The organism is Streptomyces sp. WG5 (genome assembly GCF_049974565.1).
Classification (GTDB): domain Bacteria; phylum Actinomycetota; class Actinomycetes; order Streptomycetales; family Streptomycetaceae; genus Streptomyces.
Genome location: NZ_JBNGGC010000029.1, coordinates 21215 through 45964, shown reverse-complemented (window position 1 = coordinate 45964; position 24750 = coordinate 21215). Strand labels below are relative to the sequence as shown.

Below are 24750 nucleotides of genomic sequence, written 5' to 3'. Positions count from 1 at the left end.
GTACAAAGAGCTTTTCAGTCCGGTGGTGCGGAGGGGGCGGCTACGGTGACGCGGTGCCCGAAGCCTTCCGTGCCCGTATAGCCGCCGTCTCCGTTCATCTGCCGTCCCGCTACCGGACCATGGACGAAATCCGCACGAAGATCACCGAGACCGGCGGGTACGCGCCACCGCCCGGTCTGCTGGAGGACCTCACCGGGGTCCGTGGAGTCCATGTGCACGAGGACGGCGAGAACGCCTCCGACCTCGCCGTGGCAGCCGCGCGCAAGGCGCTCGCCGAGGCGGAACTGGAGATCGGCGACGTCGATCTGCTGCTGTTCGCCGCGACCGCGCTGGACCTGATCGAACCCGCCACGTCCCACCTCGTGGCAGCCAAACTGGGCGCTTCCTGCCCGGTGTTCGACGTCAAGAACGCCTGCAACAGCGTCCTCAACGCCATGGAGGTGGCCACCTCGTTCATCGAGTCCGGCCGCTACCGCACGGTCCTCATCGCCTGCGGCGAACCCGCGACGCTGGCCACCCGCTGGCACGCCCCCGACCGCCAGGCCCTCCTGAGGGCCCTGCCCGGCTACACGGCGTCGGACGCCGGCGCGGCGATGCTGCTCACCGCCGGCCCCGCGGGCGAACACGACCCCGGCATCCTGTCCCTGCGATTCGTCAGCAACTCCGAGGCGTGGGAGGCCTGCACCGTGGCCGGCGGGGGAAGCATGCACCACCTGTCCGTGCACGACGACCACACCACACTGCGCCTGAACGGGGACCTGCGCCAGGGCGCGCTCGACGCCCTTCCCCAGATCCTGGCCGCCGCCGGGAAGGAACTCGAGGCGGTCTCCCGCAGTGCCTTCGTCGCCTTCCACCAGATCGCCATGCCGCAGTACCGGGAGATGCTCGAGCTGCTCTCCCTGCCCGAGGACCGGTGCATGCCCGCGGTGGCCGAACACGGGAACTGCGCGGCGGCCTCCCTCCCGCTGCAACTGGTCAAGGCACGGGAGGCCGACCGCATAGAGAGCGGGGACCTGGTGACGATGATCGGCCTGGCCAGTGGTTTCAGCTTCGGTCTGGCTCTCGTCCGATGGTGAGCGCACGGGCCGCCCGCCCCCCGGACCGGGCTCTGGAACCCGCCGCCCTGCAACGGCTGTTGCCGGGCTATCCCGCCGCCCGTCACTGGCGGCGCGTACCGGCCACCGGACAGCACTATCTCGACCTCGGCTCAGGGCAACCGGTGCTCTTCCTGCACGGCAACCCGTCGTGGAGCTACGTCTGGCGCAAGCTGCTGCACCGGCTCTCCCCGCACGCCCGCTGCCTGGCACCCGACCTGCCGGGTTTCGGGCTGTCCCGGCACCTGCGGCCCGCGGACGGCGTCCCCGACCCCTACGAGGCGCAGCTGGACGGCCTGGACATCCTCCACCGCCACCTGGTGCGCGACGAGGGGCTGCCCGAGCACGGCTGGACCCTCGTCCTGCACGACTGGGGAGGTCCCCTCGGCGCCGCCTGGGCCCTGCGGCACCCGGGTGCGGTGGCCCGGCTGGTCGTCTGCAACACCGTGGCGTTTCCCTTCCCGGAAGGCTTCCGGCTGCCGTTCTACCTGCGCTGGATCCGCGACCACCGGCCGGTCGCCGAATTCGTCCACCTCACCAACGCGTTCGCCCGTGTCGCCCTGCGCGCCGGGGTCCACCACCCACTGCCGCCGGCCGAGCGCGAGGCCTACCTCCGGCCGTACGCCCACCGCGCGGAACGCCGGGCGGTCACCGACGCCGTCCGGGCGATCCCCCGCGACCCCACGGACCCGGCATGGCGCCTGCTCGAACCTCCCGCCGCGGGGGCGGGCCTGTCGGAACTGCCCCTGCTCATCGGCTGGGGCATGCGCGACCCCGTCTTCACCCCGGTACTGCTGCAGGAGTGGGTCCGCCGCTTCCCCCATGCCGCCGTGCACCGCTTCCCCGAGGCCGGGCATTTCGTGATGGAGGACGCCGCCGCCGAACTGGGCGACCGCGTCCGTGACTTCCTCCAGGGGGCCGCATGACCATGTCCGTTCCCGGATTCGCCGCACACCTGGGTGACCGGCCCGACGCCACCGCTCTCGTCCGATGCCGCAAGGGCGCCTCCCGCGCGACCAGCCGCGGCGACCTGGTGCGGGACTCTCTCGGCCTCGCGGAGGCCCTGCGCGACGCCGGTGTGCGGCCCGGCCACAAAGCGGTCGTGATGACGCGTGACGCCTACGACCTGACCACCCTCTGCTACGCCCTCGGCGCCCTCGGCGCCGTCCCGGTCCTGATCGAGCCGCGCGCCGAGGTGGGCCGCTGCCTGCGGGACGTCGCCCCGGACGTCTTCATCGGTGAACCCCTGGCCCACCTCGGACGCCGCGCCCTGGGGTGGGGCCGGCCACACGTCCGGATCCCCCTGGTCACCGCCGTCGCGCCGCGCCCGCTGGGGCGGCGGCTGATCCTGCGGGAGCCGACCCGCAGCAGCCCGTCGCTGCGGACGCGGGAGCGCGACGGCGACGAGCTGGCCATGATCGCGTTCACCTCCGGCTCCACCGGACGGCCCAAGGGCGCCGAGTACCGCCACGCCACCCTGACCGGGCAACTCGACGCGCTGAGGGCCCTGCTGGACCCGCGGCCCGACGACGTACTCCTCGCCGGATTCCTGCCCATCGCACTGCTCGGCCCGCTGCTGGGGCCGGCCACCGTCGTCCCGGCCGTGAACCATCTCGCTCCGGCCCGCACCCCGCCGGGGGAGCTCGTCGGACCGATCCTGAGACACCGGGTCACCACGATCCTGGCGTCTCCCGCCGTTCTCGCCCTGATCGCCGGCCACTGCGCCCGCCACCGCGTCACCCTGCCGACGGTCCGGCAGATCCTCTCCTTCGGCGCCCCGCTGCGCGTCCGTCTCGCCGACGCCCTGCGCGCCGTCGTCCCGGACGACGCCGAGATCCTCAGCGTCTACGGTGCCACGGAGTGCCTGCCCGTCTCCGCGATCGGCGACCACGACCTGCGGGCCGCCCGCAGCCGTCCACCGGCCGGGCACGCCGGAACCTGCCTGGGCCGGCCGTTGCCCGGCATCCGCGCCCGGATCCTGGACGCCGACGCCGGCGGGCTCGGCGAGATCGCCGTCACCGGCCCCACCGTCAGCCCCGCCTATCACGGGCGTCCCGACGCCGAGGACGCCGCGAAGAGCGTCACCGACCACGGCGTGCTGCACCGTACCGGAGACCTCGGCCGGCTCGACGACGAGGGACGGCTGTGGTTCCTCGGCCGCAAGGCCCACCTGGTCACCGGCACCGGTTTCACGCTGACCACCGAGGACCTCGAGGCCACGGCGGACACCGCACCCGGCATCCGGCGCACCGCGCTCGTCGGGGTCGGCACGGCCGTGTGCCAACTGCCCGTCCTGTGCGTGGAACCCCTGCGGGCCACCCCCCGCGCCACCGCCCTGGCAGCCGTACGCGCGGCCCTGAAGGACCATCCGGACGCGCACCGCGTCGGCGCCGTGCTGCTGCATCGCGGTTTCCCCACCGACCCCCGGCACAACTCCAAGATCGACCGCCTGCGACTGGCCGGCTGGGCCGCCGGGCGGCTGCGCGGGAGGCTCCGATGAAGGTACTGGTCACCGGCGGAAGCGGCTTCCTCGGGCGGGAGATCTGCCGTCGGCTGAGCGCCCGCGGGGTCGTCGTCTCCTCGCTGGGCCGCCGCCCCAGCGACGCGCTGGAGCGGTTGGGCGTCCAGCAGCACCTGGGCGATCTCGCCGACGCCGACGCGGTCTCCCGCGCCGTCGCCGGGTGCGACGCCGTCATCCACAACGGCGCGCTGGCCGGCGTCAGCGGCCCGCCGCGCCCCTACTGGTCCACCAACGTCGTCGGCACCCGCCATGTGATCGCGCAATGCCGCGCCCACGGCGTGCGCACGCTCCTCTACACCTCGACCGCCAGTGTCGCCTTCCGGCCCGGCGGCCTGGAAGGCGTCACCGAGGACCTTCCCCCCGCCCTCCGCCACCTGACCGCCTACCCCGCCACCAAGGCCCGCGCCGAGGCCCTGGTACTGGCCGCGCACGGCCCGGAGCTCGCCACCGTCTCCCTGCGCCCGCACATCATCTGGGGGCCGGGCGACCCGCATTTCGCCCCCGCCCTCGCACGCGCCGTACGGGCCGGCCGGCTGCTGATGCCCGGCGACGGCGGCAACCTCGTCGACACCACCCACATCAGTACCGCCGCCCACGCCCACCTGCTCGCCCTGGACCGCCTGCGGCAGACACCGGCGGTGGGCGGCCGCGCCTACTTCATCAGCCAGGGCGACCCGCGCCCCCTGAGGGAGATCACCGAGCACTTCCTGCGCGCCGCCGGCATCGACGCCCGCTGGTGCGCCGTACCGCCCCGGCTCGCCACCGCGGCGGCCGCCGCCAGCGACACCGTCCTGCGCGCGGTCCGCAGCCCCCGTACCCACGCCCTGAGCCGCTTCCTGGTCGCGGAACTGCTGCATCCGCACCACTTCGACCTCACCGCCGCACGCAGGGACCTGGGCTTCGAGCCGCCGATCGGATTCGAGGCCGGGGTCGCGGAGCTCACCCGGCTCACCCCGCCCGCACCGAAAGACCGCGAGGAGACGCCGTGACGGACACCTACGACGCCGTCCGCTCCATCCTGACCAGCGCCTTCCGTGTCCCGGAGGAGGAGGTCCAGCCGGGACTCACGCTGGAGCAACTGGACCTGGACTCGCTGGCCCTGACGGAACTGGTGCTCATCCTCCACGAGCAGTTCGGCGTGAAGATCGACAACGAGTACGCCTCCCCGGGCACGACCGTCGCCCAGGTCGCCGATCACCTCGACGCGCTGCGCACGGGGACCACGGGTACGGTGACCTCCGAATGAACGAGCCCGTCGCCGTCACCGGCCTCGGTCTGGTCACTCCCGCGGGAGAAGGCACCGACGCCACCTGGGACGCGGTCTGCCGCGGCGCGGGCACCGCGACCCACGATCCGGCGCTGGCCGGCCTGCCCGTGGACTTCTCCTGCCGCGTTCCCCTGTCACCCGAGGACCTGGACCGTCGCGTCGGACGCACTGCCTGGCGCATGTCGCGGAACGCCTCACTGGCGGTGCTCGCCGCCCGCCAGGCGGTCCGCGACGCCGGCTTCGATCCCGGAACGTGGAACGGTGACCGGGTCGCCGTCGTCATCGGCTGCGGACTGGGCGCGGACGCGGTGCGCGAGGAACAGGCGGGGCGCCTGGCGGAACTGGGCGCCGACATGGTCTCCGCGCTCACCATCCCCCAGATCATCCCGAACATGGCGGCCGGAGAGGTCTCCATCGCCCTCGGAGCCCGCGGTCCCGGCCTCGCCCCGGCCACCGCCTGCGCCTCGGGCGCCACCGCAGTCGCCGTGGCCCGCGACCTCCTCGCCACCGGCCAGTGCGACGTCGCGGTGGCCGGAGCCACCGAAGCCGCCGTCACTCCGCTGACGTCCGTCGGGTTCTGGCGCATGGGCGCCCTGTCCCGGCGCGCCGACGCCCCCGCCGGCGCGTCCCGGCCCTTCGCCGCCGACCGCGACGGTTTCGTCCTGGCGGAGGGCGCCGGCGTCCTCGTCCTGGAACGGACCGAGGACGCGACCGCCCGCGGCGCCCGCCCCCGCGCCCTGCTGGCGGGCTGCGGCAGTACTTCGGACGCCCACCACCCCACCGCGCCCGCACCGGACGCCCGGGGCGCGGAGGCGGCCCTGCGCACCGCCCTGGCGGACGCGGGCCTGGCTCCGCGGGACGTCGACCACGTCAACGCCCACGGCACCTCCACGCCGCTGGGCGACGCCGGCGAGGCAGCCCTGATCGCCCGGGTCCTGCCGCACCGCCCCAGTGTCACGGCGCCCAAGGGCGTACTCGGTCACGGCCTGGGGGCGGCGGGCGCCATCGAGGCGGCGCTGACGGTGCTCACCCTCCAGCACCGTACGGTGCCGCCGATCGCGAACCTGGGCGCCCCGGCGTCCGAGTTCGACATCGACTGCGTCACGGCGGAGCCCCGACGTCAGGAGGTCCGTACCGCCGTCAGCCACTCCTTCGGCTTCGGGGGGCACAACGTCGTCCTCGCCCTGACCAGAGCTCCCTGACCGAACCAGGCAGCGGAACATGGGCAGCAGCGCCGTACCGGTCGTCCGTGGCGGCCGCCGGGGCGATCCGGGGGAGCCAACGGGGCCGGGTGACAGCCGTCAAGTCCCTGGTGGCCCCGGACGGTGAGGGCAGCCTCCTGGGTGCAGCGGCCCGTCCCGTAGAAGTGTCCGGGAGCCGTCGAGCGAGATCTCAGTCGAGGAGGGCGGTCGCCTCGACCTCGACGAGAACGTCCGGCTCGAAGAGGTACTCGACACCGATGAGGGAAGCCGGAGGCATGGGAAGACGGAGCCCGATCTCGTCGGCCACGGACTCGACTCCTGCCATGAAGTCGCCGATCTTCTCCGGGCTCCATCCGGTCACGTAGAACGTCAGGCGCAGCACGTCCGCGAACGTCGCCCCCGCGCCCGCCAGGCCGATGGACGTGTTGCGCAGTGCCTGGGCGACCTGACCTGCCAGATCACCGGGTGCGACCGGGGTCCCGTCGGCCCGGCGTGCGATCTGTCCGCTGACGTGGACGTGCTTCGTCCCAGTGCCCACCGCGACGTGGTGGTACGGGGTCGGCTGCAGCATGCCGTCCGGGGTGAAGTACTGAACAGTCATGGCTCTTCTCTCCTCCACTAGGTATCTATAAGCTACTTAGTAGGGAAAGGACACTTCAACGAGACCAGGTTTCGCCATGGATACCGACGCCGAACTCCGCATCGATGCACCGCACCGCGAGCTGCTCGACCAGATCCTCGACAAGTGGTCGCTCGACGTCCTCAACGAACTGTGCGAACGGCCGTGTCGCTTCAACGAACTGCGCCGGGCCATCCCTCAGGTCACACAGAAGTCGCTGACCGCGACGCTTCGGCGACTCGAACGCAACGGCGTGATCGAGCGTGAAGTCGTCTCCACCCGCCCCGTTGCGGTCAGGTATCGCATCACGCCCATCGGCAAGACCCTTCGACACCCCATCGACGTGCTGCTGGAATGGGCCTCGCAGAACATGCCCGCCATCGCAGACGCACGCGAAGCCTTCGACGTGCGGGAAGAGGAATCGGGCCTCTGACCTTCCTGTTGGCCTCTTGGCGGTCCTGCCGGACACGAAGGGCACCATGGGCGCTGCGGGCGTCGCCCCACCCGGCCCACACCCTGCGCACCCTCGACCTCGCCGACGCGGTCACCGCCGAACCGCAGGCACCACCAGGCACTCGCTGAACTGCCTATAGGCAACTCCTATAGCGCCCGCTCATATTTCGTCTTTGCCTCTCAATCCCTCCGGACCTACGGTGAAACAACTCGACAAGGCGAGATGTGCAGCGTGGTTCTCCGAAGTCACCGCTCCGTGCGCCCCCTTGGATTCGAGCGGACCAATGCGTACCTGAGAGGGCAAGCGGAATGACCATGGCCGAGAACGATTCAAGAGTGCGAGAATTCACCGGAAAGCGAGTTCTGGTCACGGGCGGTTCGCGCGGAATCGGCGCGGCAATCGTGAGCCAGTTCCTGGACGCAGGTGCTGAGGTACTCACGACCGCCAGGTCCAGTACGAGCACGGTGCCGAAGGGCGCCGCCTTCGTGGCGGCCGATGTGCGGACACCGGCCGGAGTGAAGGCAGTCGCCGAGGCCGCGCAGGAGGCCTTCGGCGGGGTGGACATCCTGGTCGACAACGCGGGTGGAGCGCGCCCCTTCAAGAACGCCTGGGCCATCCCCGACGAGGAGTGGCAGGACCAACTGGACCTGAACTACCTGGCGTCGGTGCGGCTGGACGCACTGGTGACTCCGGGGATGCGTGAGCGGCGTTCGGGTGCGGTCGTGCACGTCTCCAGCGCGGCCGTCCCCACCTCCGCACCGGCGTTCCTGCACTACACGGCGGCGAAGGCGGCGCTGCAGAACTACAGCCGGGGACTGGCCCTGGAACTGGCCCCGTTCGGGGTCCGGGTCAACGCGGTGTCTCCCGGCAGGACCGCCACCCCCGGCGGCGAGGCGACGCGGGAACACGCGGCAAGCCTGGACGACGGGGCGGGCCAGGACGACACCGCACCTCCGCTGGGGCGCGACGGCCGGCCCGGCGACATCGCCGACGCGGTGCTGTTCCTTGCGTCGGACCGGGCGAGCTGGCTGACCGGAAGGAACCTCACCGTGGACGGCGGCGAGTTCCCCGTGGGGTGACGCCCATGAGGTGCCAGAAGGAGCCGAACGAGGAAATGAAGAAGTGAGGAATTCGGAAATGAACGACACGTACAGCGGCAAGAACGTGGTGATCACGGGCGGCAGCAGCGGCATAGGTTTCGCGACGGCGAAGCTGCTGGTGGACGCCGGAGCACGGGTGCTGATCACCGGCCGTTCCCGGACCGCGCTCGACGCCGCCGCGGAGCGCCTCGGTAAGAACGCGCTGGCTGTCCGGGGCGACGTGGCCTCACTGCCCGACCTGGACGCCCTGGCCGCCCGCGTACGGGACGAACTCGGCACGGTGGATGCGCTGTTCGTCAACGCGGGTGTCACCAACCCCACGCCGTTCGCGTCGACGACCGAGCAGATGTACGACGAATCGTTCGCGATCAACGTCAAGGGAGCCTTCTTCACCGTGCAGAAGCTCGCCCCGCTGCTGAACAGGGGCGCCGGCGTCGTCCTGACCACCTCGGTCGCGAACGTCATGGGCATGCTGGAGTCCAGCGTCTACGCGGCCGGAAAGGCAGCGGTGCGCTCGATGGCCCGCAGCCTCTCCCGCGAGCTCCTTCCCCGGGGAATCCGTGTCAACGCCGTCAGCCCCGGCCCGGTCGACACGGGAATCCTGGAGAACACGATGACCAAAGAGGCCGCGGATCAGTTCAAGGCGGAACGGGTCGCGGAGAACCCCATGGGCCGTTTCGGGACTCCGGAAGAAGTCGCCAGGGCGGTGGCATTCCTGGCCTTCGACGCCACTTACACCACGGGCACCGAGCTGGTGGTGGACGGAGGCGCCACCCAGTTGTGAGCACATCCTGACCCGTTACCGGAAGATCCTGTGTAGTACCGGGACTCCTCACGTAGAAATTCGAGCAGGGCCATTTCCGCCGGATCCCCGGCGGGCCGTACGCGGGGACGGCGGGCATGGAAACGGAGGGGACGACGGGACGCGTGAGGTGCTCGAAACCGGGAGGCGCCGCGGAGGCCGGCACGAGAGTCAAGCGCACCGCCGTCGCCGTCCGGGAGACGCGGGCGACCGTGGTCGGGGCCAGCTCGTTGTCCCGCAGCACGTCCCGCACGCAGTACGCCGTCGAGCGTGCTGCCGTGGCCGAACCTGATCCAGGGCTCCCTCGCGACTTCACTCGGCTCGACCCGGTCCGCGGCGAGCCGTGCCTGCTCGGGACCCAGCACCACGACGAACTCCTCGTCGCCGAGGTGGTGCCCTCGTACAGGCCGAAGCACGCGCCGTCACCCCCCCCTTGGCACCCGCTGCGACGTCGGACGACTGGTTGAGGTTCCTCGACTTCGGCGAGGAACCCGCGCTCAGACCGCTCGCGACCCCGCGGCGCGCCAGCCGAGAAGAATCGTGCGGCACGCCTGTTCGGCGAGCCGTTGCGCCCGCTCGGTCCCCACGGTGTCGAGATATCCCAGTGCGGCCATGCCGTGCAGGGTGCCCCAGAGGATCTCGCAGGCGTCCGATCGGTCGGACAGGGTCACGCCGTGGGCGTGAGACCAGGCTTCCAGCAGTTCGGTGAGCAGGTCGATGGCGGGTACCGCAGCCCGTCGGCGCTCATCCGCGTCGGTCACGGTGCTGTTCATCGCTTGATAGAGGTGAGGGTGCTCGCCGGCGAAGCGAACGTACTGAGCGGCGGCCCGCAGGATGCGTTCGTCGATGTCGGATGCCTCGCCGACCCGCCTCAGCTCGGCGAGCAGCTGGTCGTAACCGCGCACGACCAGCTCCAGCACGAGAGCGTCCTTGTTGGCGAAGTGCTGGTAGACGATCGGCGCCGTGTACTCCATGTCGGCGGCGATACGCCGGATCGTCAGTGCCGCGGCGCCCTCGGACTCGAGAAGGCGCATGGCGGTCTCGACGATGCCGGCGCGGATGTTCGCCCGGTCGCGAGCGCGTCGTGTACTGCTCGGCATGTCCCATCACTTCACTTCGGGTATCGCACCGCACAGTAACGCCCCGCTTGACGGGCGAGCCACCACACCCCTAATCTAACGACGTTAGAAAATATAACGACGTTAGGGAGCTGTGGTGATCTATCACGTCAATCGCATCAAGCTGAAGGCGGATGCCCCGTCGGCGCAGGTGGAGGAGGCGTTGGAGAGCCTGCGCAACCAGGGCCGGCAGGTCTCCTCGGTGAAGTCGTTCGTCGTCGGCCGCGACCACGGCGGCGACTTCGACTGGGGCGCCACCTACGTCGTCGAGGACCTCGACGGCCTCTGGGAGTACCTGACGCATCCCGCGACGCTGAACTCCGACAAGGTCGGCCTGCCCGTGGTCGAGCGACTTGACATCTTCGACATCAGTGACGACGAGGATCCCGAACTGGCCGTGAAGATCGAGGAACTGCACCGACGCCGCAACGAACTGAGCCCTGAAACGCACGAGATGCTGGCCGAGGTGCCCGCCTATCTTGGCGCGGGCCTGGAGAACGATCCCAGGAGCTGACCACCGGTCGGCCCCGGCGGCTTGGCACCCGCTGCCGGGGCCGGCCGCCGAGGGGACCGGGGCGCGGCGACGTGACCCGGCCACCCGACCGGTGGCGCGGTGTCGCACCCGTTACGGGAAGACCGCCGCGATCCGTCCGGCCGGGTTCCAGTTGCAGGCGTCTGCCCCCGATCCGCCCGGTGTTTCGTACGAGAGCCCATGGCCGTGGCCGTCAGGCGGTGAAGCCGCCGTCGATGTTCAGGCTGGAGCCGGTGATGTAGTCGGCGTCAGGCCCGGCGACATAGGACACGAGGGCGCCGACCTCCGCGGCGGTGCCGTAGCGGTCGGTCGCCATGACACCGAGCATGGCCTGCGCGACGGGCCCGTCGGCGGGGTTCGCATCGGTGTCGATCGGTCCGGGCTGGATGTTGTTGATGGTGATCCGCCGTGGTGCCAGTTCTCGCGCGAGGCCACGAGTGAGACTCGCCAGCGCGCCTTTGGTCAACGCGTAGACCGACTGGTCGGGGAACGGCGTGCGGTCGGCGTTGACGCTTCCTATGTTGATGATCCGCCCGCCCGGGCCCATGTGAGCCAGGGACTGGCGGATCGCGACGACGGCGGACCGTACGTTGATCGTGAGCATCGCGTCGATCTCGTCCATCGTCAGGTCGGTGATCGGTGCCACGGAGGCTACGGCGGCGTTGTTCACGAGAATGTCCAGCGCGCCGAATCGCTCGACGGTCCGCGTGACGGCGGCTGCGACGTCCTGTTCGTGCATGCTGTCGGCGCGGATCGGGAATGCTGTACCTCCCGACGCGACGACCGCGGCCGCTACGGCGTCCGCGCGCTCGTCGGACCGGGCGTAGGTGAACGCCACTGCTGCGCCGTCGGCTGCCAGGCGCGCGACGATGCCGGCCCCGACTCCCCGGGAACCTCCGGTCACCAGTGCGGTCCTGCCTGCGAGCGGTTGTGCGGTCATGAGTCTTCCTCTCGGTGATGTGGTGCTGGGTCAGGAGCCCGTGATCACGGGCGTGCAGGGGCGGCGAACCGGGCGCCGCGGATTGCGGGCCGGATCGACGGCTTCCGGTGGTCGTGGTGGGTTCCGGCGTGGACGCGGCGGGGTACGCGAAGACCCACTCGGTGGAGTCCCGTCCACGGTGTCGAAGCCCCCTGGGCGTGGAGCCGGTTCACCGGCGTGAGGGCAGCGGGGAAAGCGCTGGAGACCGACGTCGTCGGAAGGTCGGGGTGCCGGGACGTGAGTGAAGGCGTCGGCGGCTTCGAACCGCGGCGGCCGTTCCCGGCGCAGCTCGTGCTCGGTCTACTCGACCGAGTCGATCGCCGGGATGCGGCCGCGGCGCCGCACACGTGGGTCGTCGGGTCCGGTACGCCCTGAAGAAGCCAGGTGTCGTCCGCGCCGTATCACCACACGAGGGGGCCGTAACGGTCGATGATCCGACCGGTCCCGGCGCTGGGGTTCTCGGTGGCCAGCGTCACGATGGCGTCGGTTCCCTCGGTCACTGTCTGGGTGCCGGTGCGGCCGTTGAGGTCGGTTGCGGTGTAGCCGGGATCGGCGGCGTTGAACCGGATGTCGCCGAACGCCTTCGCGTACTGCGTGGTCAGCATCGTGACGGCGGCCTTGGAGGCCGCGTAGGCGGGGGCGATCACCTTCGACTCGACCCGTTCGGGGTCGTGGGTGAGCGCGACGGACCCCAGGCCGCTGGTGACGTTGACGACGGCGGGAGCACCGGAGGCGCGCAGGAGCGGAAGGAAGGCCGTGGTGACCCGCACGATGCCGGCCACGTTGGTGTCGAGCACCAGAGCGGCCTCCGTCCCGGTCAGCCCTTCGGCGGACACGACGCTACCGGTGATGCCGGCGTTGTTGACCAGAACGTCGATCCGGCCCTCGCGGGCGGTGACGTCGGCGGCCGCGGCCGCAACCGACGCGGCGTCGGTGACATCGATCTGGACGAAGCGGGCACCGATCTCCGCCGCCGCACGGCGCCCGCGATCGACGTCGCGGGCACCGAGGAGCACGGTGTGACCGAGTTCGGTGAGGCGGCGGGCGGTCTCGAAACCGAGGCCCTTGTTGGCGCCGGTGATGAATGTGGTCTTGGGCATGCCCCAACGATTGCCGAGCCCGCCGGGACCAACCAGGGAACGGTTCTCGGTAGGACCGGCAGTACCATGCGGACGAGCACCGAGACATACGACGCCACTCCGGTCGCGGTCTTCGCCGCGGACGGGCAGCTGGTCTGGTGGGACCCCAGGTGGGCGGCGCTGTTCGGTGATCCCACGCGGTTCGGGGCCGAGGAGCGCGACCTGGTGCGGCTGCGCTTCCCGGTCGCCTCGGACCGCGGCCGTCTGACGAGCCGGCCGGTGATCCCGGTCAACGCCGAGGCCGCCGACCAGGCCCTGGTGGCCGACCTGCGCCGGGCCGCGGCCCGGTTCCCCGACGATCCGTGCGTGTCCGAGCTGGTGGCCGGCAGGGTCGCCGGCACCCCCCGGTTCGCCGCGTTCTGGGCCGATGCCGCCGCGGGCCGGCACGCCGAGGACCGCAAGACCGTCCGGCACCCGGACATCGGGGAGGTCCGCGTCGGTCGCGCTGCTTCCCTCGGGGCATCCACCCGCCGGCCGTTCCCGGCTCACCCTCGCGGAGGCCGGCCACGTGCCGGACCTGCCCTCGCACGCCGGCCCCGGCTGGACGGCTCCTGTCCCGAGGGCCCCGGACCGGACGTGCGCACCCAGTCACAGCTTGCCCAGCTCGTCGCGGTGGGCAGGACACTGCTCGTCATCCCCGCTTCCAGCCGCGCCTGACAGCGGCCCGATCACGTGGCGGTGCCCGTGAGCGACGCCCCGGAGATCACGACGGTGCTCGCATGGCCCGCCGCCCGCGACTCACCGGCCGTCGCCGCACTCGCCCGAGCCGCGGCCGGGCTCCGCAACACCACACCCTCTGCGACTCCGCACTGAGCGTGCTCCCACCCGCGGTGCGTCGAAGGCGATCGCACCGATCGCCCGGCTGCCGGTCGCGACCGACACGGGCATGGTGCCGGGTCCGTCCTGGCGCTCCCCGTACGTTCTCGCACGCCCCGGCGCCTTCCCCGATGTGCCGGCAGCACCGCCGCCGGACGCACCGCCTGCCCCACCAGCAAGCTCGCCGCGATCCACCTGGTGCACGAGTATCCCCGACGCCTGCCCGCCGGTATCGCCGGCGATGACGCCGACCCCTTCGCGACCGGCCCCCGCGCCGTCGGCCGAACGGCTCACCGTACGGAGCGGGGAGTTGCGGCAATCACCGCCTGCGCAAGCCTGCCCCTGGGGGAAATCGATCAATTAAGCTGCCCGAACGGCCCTTCCCTGGAGGTGCGGATGCGTCGCCCTGTCGCACGGAATCTGACGGTCCTGGCGGTCTCGGCCGCCGTCGTGGTGTCGGTGGGAGCGGCGGCGCCACCCGCCACGACGGCGCCACCCGCCGCCCAGAGCAGACCCGCAGCCCCGAAGACCCCGGTCGCCGTCGGGTACGGCGGCGCGGTCGCCAGCGTCGATGCCGACGCCTCCGCCGCCGGCATCGAGGTCCTGCGCAAGGGCGGCAACGCCGTCGACGCGGCGGTGGCCACCGCGGCCGCCCTCGGCGTCACCGAGCCCTACTCCGCCGGCATCGGCGGGGGCGGCTACTTCGTCTACTACGACGCCACGTCCCGTACCGTGCGCACCATCGACGGCCGGGAGACCGCGCCGCTGACCGCCGACGAGCACCTCTTCACGGAGAACGGCAAGCCGATCGCCTTCGCCGACGCCGTCAGCAGCGGCCTCGCCGTCGGCACCCCGGGCACGCCCGCCACCTGGCAGGCCGCCCTCGACAAGTGGGGCACCCGGAAACTCGGCTCCGTGCTCAGGCCCGCCGAGCGCCTGGCCCGGCACGGCTTCACCGTCGACGACACCTTCCGCTCCCAGACCGCCGCCAACGAGCAGCGGTTCCGCTACTTCCCTGACACCGCCGAGCTGTTCCTGCCGGGCGGCGAACTCCCCGCCGTCGGCTCCACGTTCAAGAACCCGGACCTGGCGCGCACGTACAAGGAGCTGGCCCGCGAGGGCGTCGGCGCGCTCTACCGCGGCGAACTCGGCGAGGACATCGTCGCCACCGTCAACGAGCCGCCCGTCGACCCGGACTCCGGCTGGAACGCCCGCCCGGGCGACCTGACCGCCAAGGACCTCGCGGCCTACGAGGCCGAGTTCCAGGCGCCCACCAGGACCTCGTACCGAGGCCTGAACGTCTACTCCATCGCGCCCTCCTCCTCCGGCGGCACCACGGTCGGCGAGGCCCTCAACATCCTTGAGCGCACCGACCTCTCCACGGCGAGCAAGGCCCGCTACCTGCACCGTTTCATCGAGGCGAGCCGCATCGCGTTCGCCGACCGGGGGCGCTGGGTCGGCGACCCGGCCTTCGAGGACGTACCGGCGAAGGAACTGCTGTCGCAGCGGTACGCCGACTCGCGTGCATGCCTGATCAAGGACGACGCGGTGCTCACCAGCCCGCTCCCGCCCGGCGACCCGCGGCACCCCGCCCCGTGCGCGGGCGGCGGCACGGCGGCGCCGACGACGTACGAGGGTGAGAGCACCACGCACCTGACGGTGGCCGACAAGTGGGGGAACGTCGTCGCCTACACGCTCACCATCGAGCAGACCGGCGGCAGCGGCATCACCGTGCCCGGCCGCGGCTTCCTGCTCAACAACGAGCTGACGGACTTCTCCTTCGCCCCCGCCAACCCGGCCGTCCACGACCCGAACCTGCCCGGTCCCGGCAAGCGCCCGCGCTCGTCGATCGCGCCGACCATCGTCCTGGACCAGCACCACAGGCCGGTCGTGGCGGTCGGTTCGCCGGGCGGTGCCACCATCATCACCACCGTGCTCCAGACCCTCACCGGCGTCATCGACCGCGGACTCCCGCTCGTCGACGCGATCGCCGCCCCGCGCGCCAGCCAGCGCAACGCCGCGCAGACGGAGCTCGAACCCGAGCTCTACGACAGCGGGCTGCGGGCCGAACTGGAAGCGCTCGGGCACGCGTTCAAGGCCAACCCCGAGATCGGCGCGGCGACCGGTGTGCAGCGGCTGCCGAACGGCAGGTGGCTGGCCGCCGCCGAGAAGGAACGCCGCGGCGGCGGCTCGGCGATGGTGGTCAGCCCCGTCCGGTAGCGCGGGTCACAGCTCGGGGACGGGTCGCTCGGGCGTCCGGAACGCCAGCCGCCCGTCCTCGACGCCGACCGTCACCCGGCCGCCCTCCGCGATGCGGCCGTCGAGGAGCAGCCGGGACAGCTCGTTGTCGACCTCGCGCTGGATGGTGCGGCGCAGCGGGCGGGCCCCGTACTCGGGCTGGTAGCCGCGTTCGGCGATCCAGTCCACGGCCTCGTCGGTGAAGTCGACGGTGATGCCCTGCGCGTGCACCATCCGGCGGGTCTGCTCCAGGAGCAGGCTCGTGATCTGCCGCAGCTGCTCGCCGCTGAGCTGGCGGAAGACGACGATCTCGTCGATGCGGTTGAGGAACTCGGGCCGGAAGTGCTCGCGCAGCGGGCGCAGCACCTGCTCGCGCCGGGCCTCCTCGTCCGCCTCCGAGCCGCCGGCGCCGAAGCCGATGCCCGCGCCGCGCCGGGTGATCACGTCGGAGCCCAGGTTGCTGGTCATCACGACGACCGCGTTGCTGAAGTCCACCGTCCGGCCCTGGGAGTCGGTCAGGCGTCCGTCGTCCAGGACCTGGAGGAGGATGTTGAAGACGTCCGGGTGCGCCTTCTCCACCTCGTCGAGCAGGAGCAGCGAGTACGGGTGCCGGCGCACCACCTCGGTGAGCTGACCGGCCTCCTCGTGCCCGACGTAGCCGGGCGGGGCACCGACCAGGCGGCTGACGGTGTGCCGTTCCTGGTACTCGCTCATGTCGAGCCGGACCATCCGGTCCTCGCTGCCGAACAGTGCCTCGGCCAGCGCGCGGGCCAGCTCGGTCTTGCCGACGCCGGTCGGGCCGAGGAAGAGGAAGCTGCCGATGGGCCGGTCGGGGCTGGAGAGACCGGCGCGGGAGCGCAGTACGGCGTCGGAGACGACCCGTACGGCCTCCTCCTGGCCGACCACCCGCTCGTGCAGGTGGGACTCCAAACCCAGCAGGCGGTCCTTCTCCTCCTGGGTGAGGCTGCTGACCGGGATGCCGGTCTGCCGGGACACCACCTCGGCGATGGACTCGGTGCCGACCACCAGGTTGAGGCCCTCGTCGGCCTTGCCGCCGCCGTCGGCCTCGGTGATCCGCTGCTTCAGTTCGGTGATCCGGTCGCGCAGCTGCATGGCCTGCTCGTACTGCTCGTCCGTGACCGCCTGGTCCTTGTCCCGGATCAGCTGGTCGACCTCGCGCTCCATGGCCCGTACGTCCGTGCCCTTGGTGCGCGCCCGCAGCCGCACGCGGGCGCCCGCCTGGTCGATCAGGTCGATGGCCTTGTCCGGCAGGCGGCGGTCGGTGAGGTAGCGGTCGGACATCTCCACGGCCGCCACCAGCGCCTCGTCGGTGTAGCGGACCTGGTGGTGGGCCTCGTAGCGGTCGCGCAGGCCGCGCAGGATCTCGACGGCGTCCGCGGTGGTGGGCTCGGGGACCAGGATCGGCTGGAAGCGGCGGGCGAGGGCCGCGTCCTTCTCGATCCGGCGGTACTCCTCCAACGTGGTGGCGCCCACGATGTGCAGCTCGCCGCGGGCCAGCGCAGGCTTGAGGATGTTCCCGGCGTCCATCGAGCCGCCCTCGCCGCCACCGCCCGCGCCGACGACGGTGTGCAGCTCGTCGATGAAGATGATCAGCTGGTCGGAGTGGGCGCGGATCTCGCCCACGATGTTGTTCATCCGCTCCTCGAAGTCGCCCCGGTAGCGGGTGCCGGCGACCACGCCGGTCAGGTCCAGCGCGACCACCCGGCGGCCGATCAGCACGTCGGGCACGTCGCCGTCCGTGATGCGCTGCGCCAGCCCCTCCACCACGGCGGTCTTGCCGACGCCCGCGTCACCGATGAGCACCGGGTTGTTCTTGCCGCGGCGGGAGAGCACCTCGACGGTCTGCTCGATCTCCTCCTCGCGCCCGATCACCGGGTCGATCCGGCCCTGCTGGGCCAGGTCGGTGAGGTCGCGGCCGTACTTGTCCAGGGTCGGCGTGTTCGTGGACCGGGGCCCTTCCGGGCGCCCGGCCTTCGCGGCGTCCGGTGCCTCCGTCGGCAGGCCCGAGGGGGCGAACCGGGCCGCGTTCAGGATGTGCCCGGCGGCCGAGTCCGGGTTGGCGGCCAGGGCGCTGAGCACGTGCTCCGGGCCGATGTACCCGGTGCCGGTCGACCGGGCCAGTTCGTGCGCGTCCAGCAGGGCGCGTTTGACGGCCGGGGTCAGGGAGAGCGAGGTCGGTGGCGGGACCTCACCCGGCGGGTGCTGCACCGGGCCGGTCCGCTCGTCGATCTGCGAGGCCATCGCGTCGGGGTCGGCGCCGGCCCGGCTCAGCAGGCCCCGGGTCGGCTCGGTGGAGAGCGCGGCCCGCAGCAGGTGCTCGGTGTCCAGGTCCCGGCTGCCGTGCTCGGCGGCGTACTGTGCGGCGCCGCGCACCAGCTCCCGGGCGGGCTGGCTGAGCAGCCGCCCGATGTCGATCTGCCTCGGCCTGGGCCCGCCGAAGAAGCGTGCCAGGAATTCCGCGAACGGGTCGCCCTCCGGGCCCATGAAGCCGCTGCTCATCGTTTCCGGTCCTCCGCTGCTTCGCTGATCGACGTGCCGGGGCCGGGTAACCCGGGCGGGGTGAGCTCATGCCCAACATGACACGTTCTGTCCCGGCGGGCATGTCCGGGAACCCCGGTCCCCGGCCCGCCTCAGAGGCCGTCGCGCGAGGTGAGCACCCGCGGCCCGGCGTCCGTGACGGCCACCGTGTGCTCCACGTGAGCCGCCCGGGAGCCGTCGTTGGTGCGCAGGGTCCAGCCGTCGGGCGCGCAGTGGTAGTCGTCCCGGCCGCCGCTGATCAGCATGGGCTCGATGGCGATGACCATGCCGTGGCGCAGGGGGAGTCCGCGTCCCGGCCGGCCCTCGTTGGGCACCCCCGGGTCCTCGTGCATGTGCCGGCCGATGCCGTGGCCGCCGAAGTCCTCCATGATGCCGTAGCCGCCCCCTCGGCAGACCGAGCCGATGGCGTGCGCGATGTCGCCGATGCGGTTGCCGACGACGGCCGCCTCGATGCCCGCCGCGAGGGCCCGCTCGGCGGTCTCGATCAGCGCCACGTCCGCCGGGCGGGGGGTGCCGACGACGAAGCTGACCGCCGAGTCGCCCGCCCAGCCGTCGAGTGTCGCGCCGCAGTCGATGGAGACGAGGTCCCCGTCGCGCAGCCGGTAGCCGTCCGGGATGCCGTGCACGATCGCGTCGTTCACCGACGCGCAGACGACGGCCGGGAACGGGGTCTGCGCGAAGGAGGGGCGGTAGCCGAGGAACGGCGAACCGGCGCCCGCCTCCCGCAGTACCTCGTGTGCCACCGCGTCCAGCTCCAGCAGGGACACCCCCACGTCCGCGGCCTGCCGTACGGCGGTCAGGGCGCGCGCGACGACCTGGCCGGCGGCGTGCATGGCGTCGATCGATGTGTCTGTCTTCAGTTCCACCATGCCAATTACTATACCGGTATTTGAATTGGACCCGTTCCGGGGGACCGGTATTACAATGACGGCATGGTGCGCACCCCCCTGACCCCCGAAGAGCGTGAACGCGGCGAGCGGCTCGGGCGGCTGCTCCGCGCGGCCCGCGGCGACCGGAGCATGACGGAGGTCGCGGCCGAGGCCGGCCTCTCCGCCGAGACGCTGCGCAAGATCGAGACCGGCCGGGCGCCCACCCCGGCGTTCTTCACGGTCGTCGCGCTGGCCCGCGCGCTGGGGCTGTCCATGGACGAGTTGGCCGGGCGGTGCTCGCTCGCGGGGGTCTGAGACCGCCCCGTCCGCCCCACCGGCCCCTCCACTCGCCCACAGGGGTGCGAAAACCGATCGACGCCGCGCCTTGACGACGATGGTCTTGGCAAGCCCGCCCGGCCGGGCTTACGTTCGTCCCTCTACGGCCTGCTCTACGGGCGTAGAGGCTCTGACGTCGTGTCGAAGGAGCAGCTCATGGCCAACGTCGTTCGTGCCGCTCTGGTCCAGGCCACCTGGACCGGCGACACCGAGTCCATGGTGGCGAAACACGAGGAGCACGCCCGCGAGGCGGCCCGGCAGGGAGCCCGGGTCATCGGCTTCCAGGAAGTCTTCAACGCCCCCTACTTCTGCCAGGTCCAGGACCCCGCGCACTACCGCTGGGCCGAACCCGTGCCCGACGGACCGACCACCCGCCGGATGCAGGCGCTCGCACGCGAGACCGGCATGGTGATCGTCGCCCCCGTCTTCGAGGTCGAGCAGTCCGGTTTCTACTACAACACCGCGGCGGTGATCGACGCCGACGGCACCGTCCTCGGGACGTACCGCAAGCACCACATCCCGCAGGTCAAGGGATTCTGGGAGAAGTTCTACTTCCGTCCCGGCAACGCCGGCTGGCCCGTCTTCGAGACCGCCGTCGGCCAGGTCGGCGTCTACATCTGCTACGACCGCCACTTCCCGGAGGGCTGGCGGCAGCTCGGTCTCGGCGGCGCCCAGCTCGTCTACAACCCCTCCGCCACCCACCGCGGCCTCTCCTCCCACCTGTGGCGGCTCGAACAGCCCGCGGCGGCCGTCGCCAACGAGTACTTCGTCGCCGCGATCAACCGGGTCGGGCAGGAGGAGTACGGCGACAACGACTTCTACGGGACCTCGTACTTCGTCGACCCGCGCGGTCAGTTCGTCGGGGACCCCGCCAGCGACACCAAGGAGGAACTCGTCGTCCGCGACCTGGACTTCGACCTCATCGAGGAGGTGCGGCAGCAGTGGGCCTTCTACCGCGACCGCCGCCCCGACGCCTACCAGGGACTGGTGCGCCCGTGACCCGCGACCTGTTCGCCCGCCACCGGTCCGTCCTGCCCGACTGGCTCTCCCTCTACTACGAGGACCCGCTGGAGATCACGCACGGCGAGGGACGCCACGTCTGGGACGCCGCCGGCAACAAGTACCTCGACTTCTTCGGCGGCATCCTCACCACGATGACCGCGCACGCCCTGCCCGAGGTGACCAAGGCGATCAGTGAGCAGGCCGGGCGGATCAACCACTCCTCGACCCTCTACCTCAACCGGCCGATGGTCGAACTCGCCGAGCGCATCGCCCAGGTGAGCGGCATCCCGGACGCCCGCGTCTTCTTCACCACCTCGGGCACCGAGGCCAACGACACCGCCCTGCTGCTCGCCACCACCCACCGGCGCTCCAACACGGTCCTGGCGATGCGCAACAGCTACCACGGCCGCTCCTTCGGCGCGGTCGGCATCACCGGCAACCGGAGCTGGTCCCCGACCTCCCTGTCCCCGCTCCAGACGCTCTACGTCCACGGCGGCGTACGCACCCGCGGCCCCTACGCCCACCTGGACGACCGTGCCTTCATCGACGCCTGCGTCGCGGACCTCGAGGACCTCCTCGGCCACACCCGCCCGCCCGCCGCGCTGATCGCCGAGCCGGTCCAGGGCGTCGGCGGCTTCACCTCCCCGCCGGACGGCCTGTTCGCCGCCTTCCGGGACGTGCTGCACGAGCGGGGCATCCTGTGGATCGCCGACGAGGTGCAGACCGGCTGGGGCCGGACCGGCGACCACTTCTGGGGCTGGCAGGCCCACGGGCGCGGCGGACCCCCGGACATCGTGACCTTCGCCAAGGGCATCGGCAACGGCATGTCCATCGGCGGCGTCATCGCCCGCGCCGAGATCATGAACTGCCTGGACGCCCACAGCATCTCCACCTTCGGCGGCACCCAGGTCACCATGGCGGCCGGCCTCGCCAACCTCAACCACCTCCTGGAGCACGACCTCCAGGGCAACGCCCGGCGCGTCGGCGGACTGCTCATCGAGCGGTTGCGGGCCGTCGCCGCCCAGGTTCCGCACGTGCGGGAGGTGCGGGGGCGCGGGCTGATGATCGGCGTGGAGGTGACCCGGCCCGGCACCGACCGGGCCGACCCCGAAGCCGTGTCCGCCGTGCTGGAGGAGGCCCGCGCCGGCGGGCTGCTCATCGGCAAGGGCGGCGGCCACGACACCAGCGCCCTGCGCGTCGCCCCGCCGATGTCCCTCACCGTCGCGGAGGCGGAGGAGGGCGCGGCGATCCTGGAGCGCGCCCTGCGGAGCCTGTGACCACCGCGCGCTGAGCGGAGGGGAACGAACCCGCCACCGGCCCGCCGGCACCGGCCCGGTGCCCGGTGTCCCGGCGGCGGCGCGACGGTGCTCACCACCGGGCGCCGCGCGCCGACGACGCCGACGAGCAGGCCGGGTCCGTCCGCCGCCCGCACCGCGCGCAGCCCGCGACCGACGAACCGGGCCCTGACAGGAGGGATCAGCATGAGCAGCCGTACCGTCATCCGCGGTGGCCTCGTCATCACCGCGTCGGACGAGATCCACGCCGACGTCCTGATCGAGGACGGCCGTGTCGCGGCGCTCGCCGCGACCGGCACCCCGGCCGCCGAGGCCTTCACGGCCGGGCGGAGCGACACGGGGGGCGACCCGCCCGGAGAGTGGGGGAGGGTCGTCGACGCCACCGGCAAGTACGTGATCCCGGGCGGGGTCGACGGACACACCCACATGGAGATGCCCTTCGGCGGCACCTACGCGGCGGACACCTTCGAGACCGGCACCCGGGCCGCCGCCTGGGGCGGCACGACCACGATCGTCGACTTCGCCATCCAGAGCGTCGGCCGCTCCCTGCGCGAGGGCCTGGACGCCTGGCACGCGAAGGCCGAGGGCACCTGCGCGATCGACTACGCCTTCCACATGATCGTCTCCGACGTGAACCAGGAGACGCTCAAGGAGATGGACCTGCTGGTGGAGGAAGGCGTCACCTCCTTCAAGCAGTTCATGGCCTACCCCGGCGTCTTCTACTCGGACGACGGCCAGATCCTGCGCGCCATGCAGCGCGCCGCCGGGAACGGCGGCCTGATCATGATGCACGCCGAGAACGGCATCGCGATCGACGTCCTGGTCGAGCAGGCCCTGGCCCGGGGCGAGACCGACCCGCGCCACCACGGTGAGGTCCGCAAGGCGCTCCTGGAGGCCGAGGCCACCCACCGGGCCATCAAGCTCGCCCAGGTGGCCGGGGCCCCGCTGTACGTCGTGCACGTCTCGGCAGCGGAGGCGCTGGCCGAGCTGGCCCGGGCGCGCGACGACGGACTGAACGTCTTCGGGGAGACCTGCCCGCAGTACCTGTTCCTGTCCACCGACAACCTGGCCGAACCGGGCTTCGAGGGCGCCAAGTACGTGTGCAGCACCCCGCTGCGCCCGCGTGAGCACCAGGCGGCCCTGTGGAAGGGACTGCGGACCAACGACCTCCAGGTCGTCTCCACCGACCACTGCCCCTTCTGCTTCACCGGCCAGAAGGAGCTGGGCCGCGGCGACTTCTCCAGGATCCCCAACGGGATGCCGGGCGTGGAGAACCGCATGGACCTGCTCCACCAGGCCGTCGTCGACGGGCACATCAGCCGCCGCCGCTGGATCGAGATCGCCTGCGCCACCCCGGCCCGCATGTTCGGCCTCTACCCGCGGAAGGGCACCATCGCGCCCGGTGCCGACGCCGACGTGGTCGTCTACGACCCGCACGCCGAGCAGGTCATCTCCGCCGAGACCCATCACATGAACGTCGACTACTCGGCCTACGAGGGCCGGCGCGTCACCGGCCGGGTGGAGACCGTCCTGTCGCGCGGCGAGGTCGTCGTGGACCGGCGGACCTACACCGGCCGCGCCGGCCACGGCATGTACACCCCCCGTTCCACCTGCCAGTACCTCGACCGCTAGGGAGGCCGCCGTGGACTTCGGCATCGTCCTGCAGACCGACCCGCCCGCGTCGGCGGTCGTCGAGCTGATGCGCCGCGCGGAACGCAACGGCTTCCGCTACGGCTGGACCTTCGACTCCGCCGTACTCTGGCAGGAGCCCTTCGTCATCCACAGCCGCATCCTGGAGCACACGCGCGACCTGACCGTCGGGCCCATGGTCACCAACCCGGGCACCAGGACCTGGGAGGTCACCGCCTCCACCTTCGCCACCCTCAACGACATGTACGGCAACCGCACCGTCTGCGGCATCGGCCGCGGCGACTCCGCGATGCGGGTCGCGGGCCGCCGGCCCCACACCCTGGCCGCGCTCGGCCGGGCGATCGACGTCATCCGCGACCTCGCCGAGGGACGCGAGACCGAGATCGAGGGGCAGCCGCTGCGGATCCCGTGGGTGCGGAACGGCAGGCTGCCGGTCTGGATGGCGGCGTACGGGCCGAAGGCCCTGGCCCTGGCCGGGCAGAAGGCCGACGGCTTCATCCTCCAGCTCGCCGACCCGTACCTGACGGAGTGGATGGTGAGGGCGGTACGCACCGCCGCCGCGGACGCCGGCCGGGACCCCGGCTCCGTCACCGTCTGCGTGGCGGCCCCCGCCTACGTCGGTGACGACCTGGCCCACGCCCGCGAGCAGTGCCGCTGGTTCGGCGGCATGGTCGGCAACCACGTCGCCGACCTCGTCTCCCGCTACGGCGAGCACTCCGACGCGGTACCCGAGGCGCTGACCGCGTACATCAAGGAGCGGCACGGCTACGACTACGGCCACCACGGCCGCGCCGGGAACCCGTCCGCCGACTTCGTCCCCGACGAGATCGTCGACCGCTTCTGCCTGCTCGGTCCGCCCCGGGCACACATCGACCGGCTCCGGGCCCTGCGCGACCTGGGTGTCGACCAGTTCGCCGTCTACGCCATGCACGACGCGAAGGAGGCGACCGTCGACGCCTACGGCGCGGAGGTCATCCCGGCACTGCACGCATAGGCCCGGTGTTCACCACGGCTGCGGAGCGGTGAGGGGAGCGACTGTCGGGCCGGGCGGCGGAAGCGCATCGTGCGCAGGGGGTGTCCGCATGTCGCTGAGCCACGGGGCCCTCGTGGGCAGGAGCCTCGAGATGCTGCCGCCTTCCAGGGCCTGCGTCGGCGCCT

Annotated in this window: 24 protein-coding genes; 17 read left to right on the top strand and 7 right to left on the bottom strand. The window is 71.9% G+C overall.

The genetic code is table 11. From position 1 onward, the window contains the following. Positions 1–53 precede the first annotated feature (53 nt). From ACP4IX_RS26695 to ACP4IX_RS26670, 6 genes are read left to right on the top strand one after another with little or no spacing between them, the layout of a single operon-like run. On the top strand, positions 54–1076 hold the full coding sequence (locus tag ACP4IX_RS26695) for a 3-oxoacyl-ACP synthase III family protein (protein ID WP_426523997.1): 1023 nt from the start codon (positions 54–56) through the stop codon (positions 1074–1076). Beyond that, positions 1070–2020: an alpha/beta fold hydrolase gene (locus tag ACP4IX_RS26690; protein WP_426523995.1), complete on the top strand. Its 951-nt coding sequence runs from the start codon at positions 1070–1072 to the stop codon at positions 2018–2020. The genes ACP4IX_RS26695 and ACP4IX_RS26690 overlap by 7 nt, the downstream gene beginning before the upstream one ends. Beyond that, positions 2017–3594 carry an AMP-binding protein gene (locus ACP4IX_RS26685; RefSeq protein WP_426523993.1) on the top strand — a complete coding sequence of 526 codons (1578 nt, stop codon included), beginning with the start codon at positions 2017–2019 and terminating at the stop codon, positions 3592–3594. The genes ACP4IX_RS26690 and ACP4IX_RS26685 overlap by 4 nt, the downstream gene beginning before the upstream one ends. Further along, positions 3591–4604, top strand: coding sequence for an NAD-dependent epimerase/dehydratase family protein (locus tag ACP4IX_RS26680; protein WP_426523991.1), 1014 nt, complete (start codon positions 3591–3593; stop codon positions 4602–4604). Before ACP4IX_RS26685 ends, ACP4IX_RS26680 begins: the two co-directional genes overlap by 4 nt. After that, positions 4601–4861 carry an acyl carrier protein gene (locus ACP4IX_RS26675; protein WP_426523989.1) on the top strand — a complete coding sequence of 87 codons (261 nt, stop codon included), beginning with the start codon at positions 4601–4603 and terminating at the stop codon, positions 4859–4861. The genes ACP4IX_RS26680 and ACP4IX_RS26675 overlap by 4 nt, the downstream gene beginning before the upstream one ends. Next, entirely contained in the window at positions 4858–6084 is a 1227-nt protein-coding gene (locus ACP4IX_RS26670) for a beta-ketoacyl-[acyl-carrier-protein] synthase family protein (RefSeq protein ID WP_426556972.1), read from the top strand. The genes ACP4IX_RS26675 and ACP4IX_RS26670 overlap by 4 nt, the downstream gene beginning before the upstream one ends. Before the next feature lie 190 nt (positions 6085–6274). Here the strand turns inward: ACP4IX_RS26670 and ACP4IX_RS26665 are convergent, their stop codons facing one another. Further along, positions 6275–6685: a RidA family protein gene (locus ACP4IX_RS26665; protein ID WP_426523985.1), complete on the bottom strand. Its 411-nt coding sequence runs from the start codon at positions 6683–6685 to the stop codon at positions 6275–6277. Positions 6686–6761: 76 nt separating this feature from the next. On the opposite strand from ACP4IX_RS26665, the gene ACP4IX_RS26660 reads away from it, so the two are divergent. The 3 genes from ACP4IX_RS26660 (at position 6762) to ACP4IX_RS26650 (ending at position 9041) form a co-directional block, all read left to right on the top strand. Next, positions 6762–7136: a winged helix-turn-helix transcriptional regulator gene (locus ACP4IX_RS26660; protein ID WP_426556970.1), complete on the top strand. Its 375-nt coding sequence runs from the start codon at positions 6762–6764 to the stop codon at positions 7134–7136. Between the two features lie 329 nt (positions 7137–7465). After that, the gene (locus ACP4IX_RS26655) at positions 7466–8236 is read left to right on the top strand and encodes an oxidoreductase (protein ID WP_426556968.1); all 771 of its coding nucleotides are present in this window, start codon (positions 7466–7468) and stop codon (positions 8234–8236) included. Between the two features lie 58 nt (positions 8237–8294). Beyond that, complete coding sequence (locus ACP4IX_RS26650; protein ID WP_426523979.1) at positions 8295–9041, top strand: SDR family oxidoreductase; 747 nt, start codon at positions 8295–8297, stop codon at positions 9039–9041. Here the strand turns inward: ACP4IX_RS26650 and ACP4IX_RS26645 are convergent. Next, positions 8990–9424, bottom strand: a complete 435-nt coding sequence (locus ACP4IX_RS26645) for a hypothetical protein (protein WP_426557047.1) — start codon at positions 9422–9424, stop codon at positions 8990–8992. The two genes, ACP4IX_RS26650 and ACP4IX_RS26645, sit on opposite strands and share 52 nt — an antisense overlap. Before the next feature lie 132 nt (positions 9425–9556). Next, positions 9557–10159: a TetR/AcrR family transcriptional regulator gene (locus tag ACP4IX_RS26640; protein ID WP_426556966.1), complete on the bottom strand. Its 603-nt coding sequence runs from the start codon at positions 10157–10159 to the stop codon at positions 9557–9559. 115 nt (positions 10160–10274) lie between these two features. Between ACP4IX_RS26640 and ACP4IX_RS26635 the strand changes: the two genes are divergently transcribed. Beyond that, a complete protein-coding gene (locus ACP4IX_RS26635) occupies positions 10275–10691 on the top strand; it encodes a Dabb family protein (protein WP_426523975.1) in 417 nt (138 codons plus the stop codon). Between the two features lie 211 nt (positions 10692–10902). Here ACP4IX_RS26635 and ACP4IX_RS26630 read toward each other — a convergent pair whose 3' ends face one another. Then, positions 10903–11649 (bottom strand): SDR family oxidoreductase, encoded by a 747-nt coding sequence (locus ACP4IX_RS26630; protein WP_426523973.1) that lies wholly within the window; start codon positions 11647–11649, stop codon positions 10903–10905. A gap of 440 nt (positions 11650–12089) precedes the next feature. Then, entirely contained in the window at positions 12090–12788 is a 699-nt protein-coding gene (locus tag ACP4IX_RS26625; RefSeq protein WP_426556964.1) for an SDR family NAD(P)-dependent oxidoreductase, read from the bottom strand. Positions 12789–12854: 66 nt separating this feature from the next. Here ACP4IX_RS26625 and ACP4IX_RS26620 point away from each other — a divergent pair, with 66 nt between their 5' ends. Both ACP4IX_RS26620 and ggt read left to right on the top strand, forming a co-directional pair. Continuing rightward, entirely contained in the window at positions 12855–13484 is a 630-nt protein-coding gene (locus ACP4IX_RS26620) for a hypothetical protein (RefSeq protein ID WP_426556962.1), read from the top strand. Between the two features lie 555 nt (positions 13485–14039). Continuing rightward, entirely contained in the window at positions 14040–15863 is a 1824-nt protein-coding gene (gene ggt, locus ACP4IX_RS26615) for a gamma-glutamyltransferase (RefSeq protein WP_426556960.1), read from the top strand. 6 nt (positions 15864–15869) lie between these two features. On the opposite strand, the gene ACP4IX_RS26610 is transcribed toward ggt, so the two are convergent. Further along, entirely contained in the window at positions 15870–18401 is a 2532-nt protein-coding gene (locus tag ACP4IX_RS26610; RefSeq protein ID WP_426556958.1) for an ATP-dependent Clp protease ATP-binding subunit, read from the bottom strand. Between the two features lie 131 nt (positions 18402–18532). After that, positions 18533–19309, bottom strand: coding sequence for a type I methionyl aminopeptidase (map, locus tag ACP4IX_RS26605; RefSeq protein ID WP_426556956.1), 777 nt, complete (start codon positions 19307–19309; stop codon positions 18533–18535). A 63-nt stretch (positions 19310–19372) separates the two neighbouring features. On the opposite strand from map, the gene ACP4IX_RS26600 reads away from it, so the two are divergent. The 5 genes from ACP4IX_RS26600 (at position 19373) to ACP4IX_RS26580 (ending at position 24586) form a co-directional block, all read left to right on the top strand. Further along, positions 19373–19624: a helix-turn-helix domain-containing protein gene (locus tag ACP4IX_RS26600; protein ID WP_398135859.1), complete on the top strand. Its 252-nt coding sequence runs from the start codon at positions 19373–19375 to the stop codon at positions 19622–19624. 177 nt (positions 19625–19801) lie between these two features. Next, the gene (locus tag ACP4IX_RS26595; protein WP_426523961.1) at positions 19802–20644 is read left to right on the top strand and encodes a nitrilase-related carbon-nitrogen hydrolase; all 843 of its coding nucleotides are present in this window, start codon (positions 19802–19804) and stop codon (positions 20642–20644) included. Then, a complete protein-coding gene (locus ACP4IX_RS26590; RefSeq protein ID WP_426556954.1) occupies positions 20641–21924 on the top strand; it encodes an aspartate aminotransferase family protein in 1284 nt (427 codons plus the stop codon). Before ACP4IX_RS26595 ends, ACP4IX_RS26590 begins: the two co-directional genes overlap by 4 nt. Positions 21925–22128: 204 nt before the next feature. Continuing rightward, the gene (gene hydA / locus ACP4IX_RS26585) at positions 22129–23574 is read left to right on the top strand and encodes a dihydropyrimidinase (protein ID WP_426523957.1); all 1446 of its coding nucleotides are present in this window, start codon (positions 22129–22131) and stop codon (positions 23572–23574) included. Between the two features lie 10 nt (positions 23575–23584). Beyond that, positions 23585–24586 (top strand): TIGR03842 family LLM class F420-dependent oxidoreductase, encoded by a 1002-nt coding sequence (locus ACP4IX_RS26580; protein WP_426556952.1) that lies wholly within the window; start codon positions 23585–23587, stop codon positions 24584–24586. Positions 24587–24750 lie beyond the last annotated feature (164 nt).

Coding starts and splice junctions, on each gene's coding strand:
- ACP4IX_RS26690 (WP_426523995.1), top strand. CDS start 1,070: ATGGTGAGCGCACGGGCCGCCCGCCCCCCGGACCGGGCTCTGGAACCC.
- ACP4IX_RS26685 (WP_426523993.1), top strand. CDS start 2,017: ATGACCATGTCCGTTCCCGGATTCGCCGCACACCTGGGTGACCGGCCC.
- ACP4IX_RS26680 (WP_426523991.1), top strand. CDS start 3,591: ATGAAGGTACTGGTCACCGGCGGAAGCGGCTTCCTCGGGCGGGAGATC.
- ACP4IX_RS26670 (WP_426556972.1), top strand. CDS start 4,858: ATGAACGAGCCCGTCGCCGTCACCGGCCTCGGTCTGGTCACTCCCGCG.
- ACP4IX_RS26665 (WP_426523985.1), bottom strand. CDS start 6,685: ATGACTGTTCAGTACTTCACCCCGGACGGCATGCTGCAGCCGACCCCG.
- ACP4IX_RS26660 (WP_426556970.1), top strand. CDS start 6,762: ATGGATACCGACGCCGAACTCCGCATCGATGCACCGCACCGCGAGCTG.
- ACP4IX_RS26655 (WP_426556968.1), top strand. CDS start 7,466: ATGACCATGGCCGAGAACGATTCAAGAGTGCGAGAATTCACCGGAAAG.
- ACP4IX_RS26650 (WP_426523979.1), top strand. CDS start 8,295: ATGAACGACACGTACAGCGGCAAGAACGTGGTGATCACGGGCGGCAGC.
- ACP4IX_RS26640 (WP_426556966.1), bottom strand. CDS start 10,159: ATGCCGAGCAGTACACGACGCGCTCGCGACCGGGCGAACATCCGCGCC.
- ACP4IX_RS26630 (WP_426523973.1), bottom strand. CDS start 11,649: ATGACCGCACAACCGCTCGCAGGCAGGACCGCACTGGTGACCGGAGGT.
- ACP4IX_RS26625 (WP_426556964.1), bottom strand. CDS start 12,788: ATGCCCAAGACCACATTCATCACCGGCGCCAACAAGGGCCTCGGTTTC.
- ACP4IX_RS26620 (WP_426556962.1), top strand. CDS start 12,855: ATGCGGACGAGCACCGAGACATACGACGCCACTCCGGTCGCGGTCTTC.
- ggt (WP_426556960.1), top strand. CDS start 14,040: ATGCGTCGCCCTGTCGCACGGAATCTGACGGTCCTGGCGGTCTCGGCC.
- ACP4IX_RS26610 (WP_426556958.1), bottom strand. CDS start 18,401: ATGAGCAGCGGCTTCATGGGCCCGGAGGGCGACCCGTTCGCGGAATTC.
- map (WP_426556956.1), bottom strand. CDS start 19,309: ATGGTGGAACTGAAGACAGACACATCGATCGACGCCATGCACGCCGCC.
- ACP4IX_RS26600 (WP_398135859.1), top strand. CDS start 19,373: ATGGTGCGCACCCCCCTGACCCCCGAAGAGCGTGAACGCGGCGAGCGG.
- ACP4IX_RS26595 (WP_426523961.1), top strand. CDS start 19,802: ATGGCCAACGTCGTTCGTGCCGCTCTGGTCCAGGCCACCTGGACCGGC.
- hydA (WP_426523957.1), top strand. CDS start 22,129: ATGAGCAGCCGTACCGTCATCCGCGGTGGCCTCGTCATCACCGCGTCG.